The 10985-nt window shown below is 71.2% G+C and carries 12 protein-coding genes; 10 read left to right on the top strand and 2 right to left on the bottom strand.

The annotated features are described in order from the left end of the window. Positions 1-138: 138 nt before the first annotated feature. Positions 139-324 (bottom strand): 50S ribosomal protein L28, encoded by a 186-nt coding sequence (gene rpmB, locus ACFWNV_RS37340; RefSeq protein WP_073911113.1) that lies wholly within the window; start codon positions 322-324, stop codon positions 139-141. Positions 325-567: 243 nt separating this feature from the next. On the opposite strand from rpmB, the gene ACFWNV_RS37335 reads away from it, so the two are divergent. From ACFWNV_RS37335 to mutM, 9 genes are all read left to right on the top strand, one after another. Next, entirely contained in the window at positions 568-2211 is a 1644-nt protein-coding gene (locus tag ACFWNV_RS37335; RefSeq protein ID WP_383956015.1) for a DAK2 domain-containing protein, read from the top strand. A 26-nt stretch (positions 2212-2237) separates the two neighbouring features. Further along, on the top strand, positions 2238-4472 hold the full coding sequence (recG, locus tag ACFWNV_RS37330; RefSeq protein WP_383956012.1) for an ATP-dependent DNA helicase RecG: 2235 nt from the start codon (positions 2238-2240) through the stop codon (positions 4470-4472). Positions 4473-4503: 31 nt separating this feature from the next. Continuing rightward, the gene (gene rsmD, locus ACFWNV_RS37325) at positions 4504-5112 is read left to right on the top strand and encodes a 16S rRNA (guanine(966)-N(2))-methyltransferase RsmD (RefSeq protein WP_383956019.1); all 609 of its coding nucleotides are present in this window, start codon (positions 4504-4506) and stop codon (positions 5110-5112) included. A 29-nt stretch (positions 5113-5141) separates the two neighbouring features. After that, entirely contained in the window at positions 5142-5621 is a 480-nt protein-coding gene (gene coaD / locus ACFWNV_RS37320; protein WP_243337845.1) for a pantetheine-phosphate adenylyltransferase, read from the top strand. 130 nt (positions 5622-5751) lie between these two features. Next, positions 5752-6786, top strand: coding sequence for a cell division initiation protein (locus ACFWNV_RS37315; protein WP_383956009.1), 1035 nt, complete (start codon positions 5752-5754; stop codon positions 6784-6786). 133 nt (positions 6787-6919) lie between these two features. Further along, positions 6920-7585 carry a YceD family protein gene (locus ACFWNV_RS37310; protein WP_327304344.1) on the top strand — a complete coding sequence of 222 codons (666 nt, stop codon included), beginning with the start codon at positions 6920-6922 and terminating at the stop codon, positions 7583-7585. 2 nt (positions 7586-7587) lie between these two features. Then, a complete protein-coding gene (gene rpmF / locus ACFWNV_RS37305; RefSeq protein WP_003965982.1) occupies positions 7588-7761 on the top strand; it encodes a 50S ribosomal protein L32 in 174 nt (57 codons plus the stop codon). A 19-nt stretch (positions 7762-7780) separates the two neighbouring features. Continuing rightward, entirely contained in the window at positions 7781-8602 is an 822-nt protein-coding gene (gene rnc / locus ACFWNV_RS37300) for a ribonuclease III (RefSeq protein WP_383956006.1), read from the top strand. Between the two features lie 187 nt (positions 8603-8789). Next, entirely contained in the window at positions 8790-9659 is an 870-nt protein-coding gene (gene mutM / locus ACFWNV_RS37295) for a bifunctional DNA-formamidopyrimidine glycosylase/DNA-(apurinic or apyrimidinic site) lyase (RefSeq protein ID WP_383956003.1), read from the top strand. Here mutM and ACFWNV_RS37290 read toward each other — a convergent pair. Beyond that, a complete protein-coding gene (locus ACFWNV_RS37290; protein ID WP_383956001.1) occupies positions 9614-10054 on the bottom strand; it encodes a winged helix-turn-helix transcriptional regulator in 441 nt (146 codons plus the stop codon). The genes mutM and ACFWNV_RS37290 overlap by 46 nt on opposite strands. Positions 10055-10193: 139 nt before the next feature. Between ACFWNV_RS37290 and ACFWNV_RS37285 the strand changes: the two genes are divergently transcribed. Next, positions 10194-10799 (top strand): flavodoxin family protein, encoded by a 606-nt coding sequence (locus ACFWNV_RS37285; RefSeq protein WP_383955998.1) that lies wholly within the window; start codon positions 10194-10196, stop codon positions 10797-10799. Positions 10800-10985 lie beyond the last annotated feature (186 nt).

The raw sequence follows: 10985 nt of genomic DNA, 5'->3' as shown, positions 1-10985 counted from the left end.
TGCCCCACCCGTACCTTGTCCTCGGGGGAGCAGGCCCTACAGGTTTGATCATGATCGATCAGGCAAAGCAAGAGGCCGGTCCACCAGGTGGACCGGCCTTCTCAGCAACCGGAAAGGGCTGCGCTACGACGGAAGGCGTCAGCGCGAGACCTTACCGGCCTTGATGCACGAGGTGCAGGCGTTGAGGCGCTTCGGCGTCCCATTGACCACGGCACGGACACGCTGGATGTTCGGGTTCCAGCGACGCGAGGTGCGGCGGTGCGAGTGGGAAATGCTGTTGCCGAAGCTCGGCCCCTTGGCGCAAACGTCGCAGTTGGCAGCCACAGGTCACTCCAAAGACTTCAGATGCACTTACAGTGAATCCCGGCGCACCGGTATCAGGGATCTGAAGTGGTTTGCCGGGGGGAATGGCCCGACTCTCATCGGGCAACCGGAGCAGCATACAACGACTGCCTCGGTCCAAGAAAACTACCATGTCCCCGGCCGCCCCCGCCCCGGGGTCCCGCCCGCCCGGCAGTCCTTCGTTACCCTGCGGTGAACCCTGGCCCGCACAAGGAGGAACGCCCGGTGGCGCACCAGCCTCAGCCGTACCCCCTGAACGCCGAAGCGGTACGCACCTGGAGCTCGCTGTCCCTGGCCGCACTGGGCCGGGCCCGCGAGGACATCGACGCGATCAACGTCTATCCCGTCGCCGACGCGGACACCGGCACCAACCTCTACCTGACCGCCGAATCGGCCGACCGCGAGCTCGGGGACCTCCTCGCCGGAGTGACGGACGGCACAGCCGCCGCCACCCTCCCCGAAGCCGTACGGGCCTTCGCGCACGGCGCCCTGATAGGCGCCCGGGGCAACTCCGGCACGATCCTCGCGCAGCTGCTGCGCGGGGTGGCCGACGTACTCGGCGACGAGCCCGCCGGACGCGATCCCGCGCGACTGCTCGCGCAGGCGCTGACCCGGGCCGCCGAAGAGGCCTACCGGGCCGTCGCGCACCCGGTGGAGGGCACCATGCTCACCGTCGCCACCGCCGCCGCCCGGGCCGCCGAGGCCGCCGCCGGACCCACCGGGAACGCCGCCGACGTGGCCGGCGCCGCCTACGACGGAGCCCGCGCGGCCCTCGCCGAAACCCCGGGCCAGCTGGCCGCGCTCGGGCGGGCCGGAGTGGTCGACGCCGGGGGCTGCGGACTGGTCGCCGTGCTCGGAGCCCTGTGGCAGGCCCTGTCCGGACGGGAGCCGGCGCCCGAACCGGTACGCGGCCGGGCCGTTCCCGTACCGCGGCCGCAGGAGCCCTGCGCCGAGGAACACGGCGGACCCGCCTACGAGGTGATCTACCTGCTGGAGGCCCCCGAGGCGGAGGTCGACCGGCTGCGCACCCGGCTCGACGCCCTCGGGGACTCCCTCGTGGTCGTCGGCGGCGACGGGCTGTGGAACGTCCACGTCCACGTCGACGACCCCGGCGCCGCCGTGGAGGCCGCGGTGGTCGCCGGGCGGCCCTACCGGATCCGCATCACGCACTTCGGCGACGAACGCCGCCGGGCCCGCGGTGAGCGCTCCCAGCGCGCCGTCGTCGCCGTGGTCCAGGGCGAGGGCCTGGCCGGCCTCTGCGGGGAGGCGGGCGCCACCACCCTGCTCGCCCGCCCCGGAGAACCCCCGGCCGTCGCCGAACTGGCCGACGCCATCCGCGAGGCGCACGCCCGCGAGGTCGTCCTGCTCCCGAACGGCGCCGAACTGCGCACGGTCGCGGCGGCCGCCGCCCAGCAGGCCCGCACCGAAGGGGTACGGGTCGCCGTGATCCCCACCCGCTCCGAGGTCCAGGGCCTGGCCGCGCTCGCCGTGCACGACCCGGACGGCAGCTTCGACGAGGACGTGGTCGCCATGACGGCGGCCGCCGGAGCCACCCGCTACGGCGAACTCGCCGTCGCCGAACGGCAGTCCTTCACCTCGGCCGGCATCTGCCAGGCCGGCGACGTGCTCGGGCTCATCGACGGCGACGTGGCCGTCATCGGCACGGGCCTGGCCGAGACCGCCGAGGCCGTCCTGGCCCGCATGCTCGGATCCGGCGGCGAACTGGTCACCCTCGTCCTGGGCCCCGAGGCCCCCGACGAACTGGCCGGACGCCTGGAGGCGTACGTCCAGCACGGCCACCTCGCCGTCGACACCGTCACCTATCAGGGCGGCCGCTGGTCCGCACCGCTGCTCATCGGGGTGGAATAGCCCGGTTGTCGGAGCCATGGTGTGCAATGGAACACGTGCCCGCGCTCGACGAAGACCTCAAGAAGACACTCGGCCCCGCCACCGCGAAGGTGCTGGCCGAGCAGCTCGGCCTGCACACGGCCCTGGACCTGCTCCACCACTACCCCCGGCGGTACGCGGAGCGCGGAGAGCTGACCTCGCTGGCCGAACTCGCCGACCAGATCGACGAACACGTCACGGTGGTCGCCCAGGTCGCCGACGCGCGGCTGCTCACGTACCAGGGCAGCCGGGGCGGCGGAAAGCGCCTCGAAGTCACGATCACCGACGGCAGCGGACGGCTCCAGCTCGTCTTCTTCGGATCCGGCGTCCACAAACCGCACAAGGAACTGCTGCCCGGCAGCCGCGCGATGTTCGCGGGCAAGGTCGGGATGTTCAACCACAAGCTCCAGCTCGCCCACCCGGCCTACGAGCCCCTCGGCGCGGACGCCTCCGACCGGGACGCGGCCGCCGCCTTCGCGAGCCAGCTCATCCCGATCTACCCGGCCTGCGCGAAGCTGGAGTCCTGGAAGATCGCCAAGTGCGTGGACGCGGTGCTCCCGACGGCCCAGGAGGTCGTCGACCCGCTGCCGCCCGCCCTGCGCGAGGACCGCGGCCTGGTCCCGCTCACCGAAGCCCTGCTGAAGATCCACCGCCCGGTCACCAAGGCCGACATCGAGGACGCCCGCGGACGCCTCAAGTGGGACGAGGCCTTCGTCCTCCAGGTCGCCCTGGCCCGCCGCCGGCACGCCGACTCCCAGCTCCCGGCCGTACCCCGCCGCCCCACCCCCGGCGGCCTCCTCGAATCCTTCGACGCCAAGCTCCCCTTCACCCTCACCGAAGGCCAGCGAGGCGTCTCGAAGGAGATCTTCGACGACCTCGCCACCGACCACCCGATGCACCGCCTCCTCCAGGGAGAGGTCGGAAGCGGCAAGACGATGGTCGCGCTGCGGGCCATGCTCGCCGTCGTCGACTCCGGCGGGCAGGCCGCCATGCTCGCCCCCACCGAGGTGCTCGCGCAGCAGCACCACCGGTCCATCACCGAGATGATGGGCGAGCTCGCCGAGGGCGGCATGCTCGGCGGCTCCGACCGGGGCACCAAAGTGGTCCTGCTCACCGGCTCGATGGGGATGCCCGCGCGGCGCCAGGCGCTGCTCGACCTGATCACCGGCGAGGCCGGGCTCGTGATCGGCACGCACGCGCTCATCGAGGACAAGGTCCAGTTCCACGACCTCGGCCTGGTCGTCGTCGACGAACAGCACCGCTTCGGCGTGGAACAGCGCGACGCACTGCGCTCCAAGGGCAAGCAGCCCCCGCACCTGCTCGTCATGACCGCCACCCCGATCCCGCGCACGGTCGCCATGACCGTCTTCGGCGATCTGGAGACCTCCGTACTCGACCAGCTCCCCGCCGGCCGCTCCCCGATCGCCACCCACGTGGTGCCCGCCAAGGACAAGCCGCACTTCCTGGCCCGGACCTGGGAGCGGGTCCGCGAGGAAGTCGAGAACGGCCACCAGGCGTACGTGGTCTGCCCGCGCATCGGCGACGGCGAGGACGAGAACGCCAAGGGCGCCAAGGGCGGGAAGGGCGCCGCCGCCAAGAAGAAGGCGGCCGAGGAGGACGGCGACCGGCGGCCCCCGCTCGCGGTCCTGGAGATCGCCGAGCAGCTCACCCGGGGCCCCCTCGCCGGACTCTCCGTCGAGGTGCTGCACGGGCGGATGGACCCCGCCGACAAGGACGACGTGATGCGCCGCTTCACCGCGGGCGAGGTCAAGGTGCTGGTCGCCACCACCGTCATCGAGGTCGGCGTGAACGTCCCGAACTCCACCGTCATGGTCATCATGGATGCCGACCGCTTCGGCGTCTCCCAGCTCCACCAGCTCCGCGGCCGCGTCGGCCGGGGCTCCGCCCCCGGACTGTGCCTGCTGGTCAGCGAGATGCACGAGGCCAGCCCCGCCCGCGCCCGGCTCGCGGCCGTCGCCGCCACCCTGGACGGCTTCGAGCTCTCCCGCATCGACCTGGAGCAGCGCCGCGAGGGCGATGTGCTCGGCCAGGCCCAGTCCGGGGTCCGCTCCAGCTTGCGGATGCTCGCGGTGATCGAGGACGAGGAGGTCATCACCCAGGCCCGCGAGGAGGCCACCCGCGTGGTCGCCGCCGACCCCGAGCTCACGCAGCTGCCCGGCCTGCGGACCGCCCTGGACGCCCTGCTGGACACCGAGCGGGAGCAGTACCTGGAGAAGGGGTGACGGGCACGACCTATCGTTGGAGGCCTGCACCATCCTCCGCCCGCTCACCGAAGGACCCCAGATGACCCGCGTGATCGCCGGAAGCGCCGGCGGGCGACGCCTCGCCGTACCGCCCGGCACCGGCACCCGCCCCACCTCGGACCGGATGCGCGAAGGTCTCTTCTCCACGTTGGAGTCGCTGCACGGAGTCGAGGGGGCCCGCGTCCTGGACCTCTACGCCGGTTCCGGCGCCGTCGGCCTGGAGGCGCTCTCCCGCGGCGCGGGCCACGCGCTGCTGGTCGAGCCCGACGCCAAGGCCGCCAAGGCCATCAAGGACAACATCAAGTCGGTCGGCCTGCCCGGCGCCGAATTCCGGTCCGGCAGGGCCGAGCAGATCGCGGCCGGCGCCGCGCACGGGGACCCGTACGACGTGGTCTTCCTGGACCCGCCGTACGAGGTGGAGCACGCCGACCTGTGCGAGATCCTCCTCACACTCCGGTCCAATGGCTGGCTCACCGACGACGCGCTCGTCACCGTGGAGCGCAGGACCCGCAGCGGGGCCTTCCCGTGGCCGGACGGCTTCGAGCCGCTGCGCTCCAGGAAGTACGGCGAGGGCACCCTTTGGTACGGTCGCGCCGCCTCCATCAGCGAAGACTCATGAAGCCCGCACCCGGGAACGAGGGAATGCAGTTGCGCCGCGCCGTCTGTCCGGGGTCGTTCGACCCCATCACCAACGGACACCTCGACATCATCGGCCGGGCCTCCCGGCTCTACGACGTGGTCCACGTCGCCGTGATGATCAACCAGTCCAAGCAGGGACTCTTCACCGTCGAGGAGCGGATCGAGCTGATCCGCGAGGCGACCGCCGGCTACGGCAACATCGTGGTCGAGTCCTTCCACGGGCTCCTCGTCGACTTCTGCAAGCAGCGGGAGATCCCGGCCATCGTCAAGGGCCTGCGCGCCGTCAGCGACTTCGACTACGAGCTGCAGATGGCCCAGATGAACATGGGCCTCTCGGGCGTCGAGACCCTCTTCGTCCCGACCAACCCCACCTACAGCTTCCTGTCCTCCTCCCTGGTCAAGGAAGTGGCGGCCTGGGGCGGCGACGTCGCCCACCTGCTGCCCGCACACGTGCACGCCGCGCTGCTGGAGCGGCTGCCCCGGCGCTGACCGCGGTTGCCGGAGCCCGCTACCCGCCGGTGCAGGCCGGTGCAGGCCGTTGTCCGCTCCCGGGCCGGTGGCCTTACAGTCGTCCCGTCCGTCTCGGGAACCGCCCGGGGCCGAGAGAGTGCGAGCACCCATGGACGTGCAGAAGAAGCTCGACGAGATCGTCGCGGCCATCGGCAGCGCCCGGTCCATGCCCATGTCGGCCTCGTGCGTGATCAACCGCGCCGAGCTGCTCGCCCAGCTCGAAGAGGTCCGGGGCGCCCTGCCGGGCTCGCTCGCACAAGCCCAGGAGCTCATCGGCGGCCGGGAGCAGATGGTCGAGGAGGCCCGCCGCGAGGCCGACCGGATCATCGAGTCGGCGCACGCCCAGCGCGGTTCGCTGATCTCCGACACCGAGGTCGCACGGCGCTCCCAGGACGAGGCGGACCGGATCCTGGCGGAGGCCCGCCGCGAGGCGGACGAGGTCAAGGCCGAGGCCGACGACTACGTCGACAGCAAGCTCGCGAACTTCGAGGTCGTGCTCACCAAGACCATCGGCTCGGTGGACCGGGGCCGCGAGAAGCTGCTGGGCCGGGGCTCCGGGCTCGACGAGCAGGGCTACCCCGACGCCGAGGCGCCCGAGCGCAGCCACGACCCCGAGACGCAGCGGCAGCAGGCGGACGCGTACGTGGACACCAAGCTGGCGACCTTCGAAGCGGTGCTCTCCAAGACCCTGGAGGCCGTCGGTCGGGGCCGCCAGAAGCTCCTCGGCCGCGTGGCCACCGACGACCTCGGCGCGCACATGGCCGCCCAGGACGCGGCGGGCCACCAGCAGTCGCGCTCTTCGAGCGACGCGGACTTCCTGGCGGGGCTGGCCGAGCCGCAGGCCCCGCTGATCCCCGCGCAGGCCCAGCCGGAGCCGCAGCCCTCGTACGACGCCTACGCCTACCAGCAGCCCGTCCAGCAGGACGCGTACGCCTACCAGGACCCGTACGGCACCTACCAGCAGGTCCAGCAGCCCGACCCGTACGCGGTCTCGTACGAGCAGCAGCAGCCCGACCCCTACGGCGGCTACCAGCAGCAGTCCCAGCCGGTACAGGACCAGCAGGCGGCGCTCGACGAGACCAGTTTCTTCGACACGGGCATGATCGATCTGGACCAGCTGCGCCAGTACGAACAGGGCCGCTGACCTCGCCGCGGACCTGGATTGGGCGCAGAGCGAAGCGGCGGGTATCCTGGCTCTTCGGTCGCGCGTATGCACCGCGATCCATGCTGCCCCCGAGTGGCGGAAATCTTGATCTTCAGCAGTCTCCAGTGATTTTGTGAAAGCGGGAACAGCCCTGAACACCCACCTCGACCACCGCAACCCTCTCGTGTTCGACACGCACGAGCTGGGTCGGCGTCCTGGTGCCATGCTGCGGCTGTCCCGTGAAATCGCGGCGCCGGCGGACCTCGGTCTCGCCGGAGTCATCGGAGTGCCCCAGGGCAACAAGCTGAACCTCAAGCTCCGCCTGGAGTCGGTCATGGAAGGGGTGCTTGTCACAGGCACCGTCCGTGGCTGGGCGACCGGGGAATGCGTAAGGTGTCTGGAGGCCGTCGAGCGCGAGCTCAAGGCGGAGTTCCAGGAGATGTTCTCGTACCCTGACGCCGACGACCGGATCCGCTCCAAGGCGGAGCCGGCCGACGACGCCGAGGACGACGAGGACACGCTCTTTCTCGAGGACGGCTTGTTCGACCTCGAATCCGTGCTGCGCGACGTGGTAGTGCTCGCACTGCCGCTGCAGCCGGTGTGCCGGGAGGATTGTCTCGGACTGTGCCCCGATTGCGGGCTCAGCCTGAACGACGACCCGGACCACCATCATGACGCCGTCGACATCCGTTGGGCGGCATTGCAGGGACTCGTCACCGATCAGGGCGTCGAGAAGGACAATATGAGCGGCACTGCCTCCGACGGAGTTCAGGGCGCCGCCGAGAAGCAGGAGAAGTAGCCGTGGCTGTTCCGAAGCGGAAGATGTCGCGCAGCAACACGCGCCACCGCCGGTCGCAGTGGAAGGCTGCGGTCCCCACCCTGGTTTCGTGCGAGCGTTGCCAGGAGCCGAAGCTCCAGCACATTGCGTGCCCGAGCTGCGGCACCTACAACAAGCGCCAGGTCCTCGAGGTCTGAGCGGCTGGTGAGAGGCGCAATGTCTGAGCTGTCCAACGCTGAGAAGCAGGCAGACAGTAAGAACGCGGCCTCGTCCCACGTGCTTCTGGAAGGGCGGCTCGGGTATCGACTCGAGTCCGCCCTTCTGGTGCGTGCGCTGACCCACCGCTCGTACGCGTACGAGAACGGCGGTCTGCCCACCAACGAACGCCTGGAGTTCCTCGGGGACTCCGTGCTGGGCCTGGTGGTCACGGACACGCTGTACACGACCCACCCCGACCTGCCGGAAGGCCAACTGGCCAAACTGCGGGCCGCGGTAGTCAACTCGCGCGCACTTGCCGAAGTCAGCCGCGGGCTCGAGCTCGGCTCCTTCATCCGGCTCGGCCGGGGCGAAGAGGGCACGGGCGGCCGGGACAAGGCCTCCATCCTCGCCGACACGCTTGAAGCGGTGATCGGCGCGGTCTACCTCGACCAGGGTCTCGACGCGGCCTCGGAGCTGGTTCACCGGCTCTTCGACCCGCTCATCGACAGGTCCTCGAACCTCGGTGCCGGCCTGGACTGGAAGACCAGTCTCCAGGAGCTCACGGCCGCCGAAGGTCTCGGGGTGCCCGAATACCTGGTCACCGAGACCGGCCCGGACCACGAGAAGACCTTCACCGCCGCCGCGCGCGTCGGTGGGAACTCTTATGGCACCGGTGTCGGGCGCAGCAAGAAGGAAGCGGAACAGCAGGCTGCCGAGTCCGCGTGGCGCGGTATCCGTACCGCGGCGGACGAGCGCATCGCCGGAACCGCCGCGGGTGCGGCTGCTCCGGCCGGGAACGACGGGACGCCGACTCCCGCCGACCCGGCGCCGGACGCCTGACCCGTTCTTCCGGGAACATCCCCGCCCCGTCACCTGCTCCGGCAGGCGGCGGGGCGGACCCGTTTCCGGGCGCGGGCCTCGGGAAACGGCTGCCGGTCCCGGGAAAGGACGGGTGGGGGAGGAGCCCCGCAGGGCAAGTCGGTACGCTCGCGGGAGAGAGCCCGACCCGAATCCCCGGAGGAACACCGTGCCCGAGCTGCCCGAGGTCGAAGTGGTGCGGCGCGGGCTGGAGCGCTGGGTGGCCGGGCGGACCGTGGAGGCCGTCGAGGTCCTGCACCCGCGCGCCGTACGCCGGCACGAGGGCGGCGGCGCCGATTTCGCGGCGCGGCTCACGGGACGGACCTTCGGGGTGCCGAGGCGGCGCGGCAAGTACCTGTGGCTGCCGCTGGAGGAGCAGGAGCACTCCGTGCTCGGGCACCTCGGCATGAGCGGGCAGCTCCTCGTGCAGCCCGAGGGAGCCCCCGACGAGAAGCACCTGCGCATCCGGGTGCGCTTCGGGGACGACGCCGGGACGGAGCTGCGCTTCGTCGACCAGCGGACCTTCGGCGGGCTGTCGCTGCACTCCTGCGTCCCCGGCAGCGAGGACGGGCTGCCCGACGTCATCGCGCACATCGCGCGGGACCCCCTGGACCCCCTGTTCGACGAGGCGGCCTACCACCTGGCGCTGCGCACCAAGCGCACCACCGTGAAGCGGGCGCTGCTCGACCAGTCGCTGATCAGCGGGGTCGGCAACATCTACGCGGACGAATCGCTCTGGCGTGCCAAGCTGCACTACGAGCGCCCCACCTCCACGCTCACGCGCCCCCGGAGCACGGAACTCCTCGGCCACGTCCGGGACGTCATGAACGAGGCCCTCGCCGTCGGCGGCACCAGCTTCGACAGCCTCTACGTCAACGTCAACGGCGAGTCCGGCTACTTCGACCGTTCGCTCGACGCCTACGGGCGCGAGGACGAGCCCTGCCGGCGCTGCGGCACTCCGATGCGGCGCCGCCCCTGGATGAACCGGTCGAGCTACTTCTGCCCGCGCTGCCAGCGGCCTTCGCGCGTGGCGTCGTAGGCGGACCTGGAAGAAAGCACCGAGGGCATGCTGCCCTCCAGCAGCCCGATGAGCGCGTCCACGCGCTCCGCGACCGCCGCGCCGAACGGGGTCAGCTCGTAGTCGACGCGCGGCGGGTTCGTCGGCTGCGCCTCCCGGTTGACGATGCCGTCGCGCTCCAGCGCGTGCAGGGTCTGGGAGAGCATCTTCTCGCTGATACCGTCCACGCGCCGGCGCAGCTCGTTGAACCGGCACGGCCCCTTCGACAGGGCACCGACCGTGAGACTGCCCCAGCGGCCCGTGACGTGCTCCAGCGTCTCGCGGGACGGGCACGCGCGAGCGAACACGTCAAAAGCTTCGGAGGCCTGTTCGGGCACGCCGTTGCCCTCGGCTTCGCCACACCCTGGAGTCTGCATGGTTTCAGCCTACTACTGCGCAGCGCCAGCCATCCAGGTTGCGCTTTCGAAAAGTTAGTGGTTACCTCGGTGTCGTTCCACCACGCCGCACAGCCGCACAACGCCGTGTACCCCACGGTGTTTTCCGAGGGAGACCGTCTTGTCCGGAATCACGTACACCCCCGTCGTCTCGATCGCCTACCACTCCGGCTACGGCCACACCGCCGTGATCGCCGAGGCCGTCAAGGCCGGTGCCATCGACGCCGGTGCGACCGTGCACCTGATCAAGGTCGACGAGATCGACGACGCGCAGTGGGAGCTCCTGACCGCGTCCGACGCGATCGTCTTCGGCGCCCCGACCTACATGGGCACCGCCTCCGGCGCCTTCCACGTCTTCGCCGAGGCCACCTCGAAGATCTGGTTCGCGGCCGGCTGGCAGGACAAGGTCGCCGCGGGCTTCACCAACTCCGGCTCCAAGTCCGGAGACAAGGGCAACACCCTCGACTACTTCCAGACCCTGGCCTCGCAGCACGGCATGAGCTGGGTCAACCTGGGCCTGAAGCCGGGCTGGAACTCCAGCACCGGTTCCGAGAACGACATCAACCGCCTCGGCTTCTTCGACGGCGCGGCCGCCCAGTCCAACGGTGACCAGGGCCCCGAGTTCGTCCACAAGGCCGACATCGCCACCGCCGAGCACCTCGGCGCCCGCGTCACCGAGCAGACCCGTGTCCTGCTCGCGGGCCGCGCGGCCCTGGCCGGGGTCTGACCGGCTGACGTACCGCCCAGCTGCCGGGCGCTGCCCGCCCGGCACGGGTGCGGTACGCGGAAACGGGCGGGGGCACGGTCGGGGGGGGGGGGGGGGCTACCGGGGGCGGCCGCACCGGCGGCCGCACCGGGGGCGGGGCCGGGCCCCGCCGCCAGGGCGGGCAGGTAGGGCAGGACGCCCGTACGG

Source organism: Streptomyces sp. NPDC058401 (assembly GCF_042722885.1).
Taxonomy (GTDB): Bacteria; Actinomycetota; Actinomycetes; order Streptomycetales; family Streptomycetaceae; genus Streptomyces.
Note: the sequence above shows the minus strand (reverse complement) of the source record. Positions and strands in the feature narration are given on the sequence as shown.

What these genes read in the sequence shown, in the direction of transcription:
- ACFWNV_RS37290 (WP_383956001.1), bottom strand. Translation starts at nt 10,054, where the DNA reads ATGCAGACTCCAGGGTGTGGCGAAGCCGAGGGCAACGGCGTGCCCGAA.
- recG (WP_383956012.1), top strand. Translation starts at nt 2,238, where the DNA reads ATGGAACACGTGCCCGCGCTCGACGAAGACCTCAAGAAGACACTCGGC.
- rnc (WP_383956006.1), top strand. Translation starts at nt 7,781, where the DNA reads ATGTCTGAGCTGTCCAACGCTGAGAAGCAGGCAGACAGTAAGAACGCG.
- ACFWNV_RS37315 (WP_383956009.1), top strand. Translation starts at nt 5,752, where the DNA reads ATGGACGTGCAGAAGAAGCTCGACGAGATCGTCGCGGCCATCGGCAGC.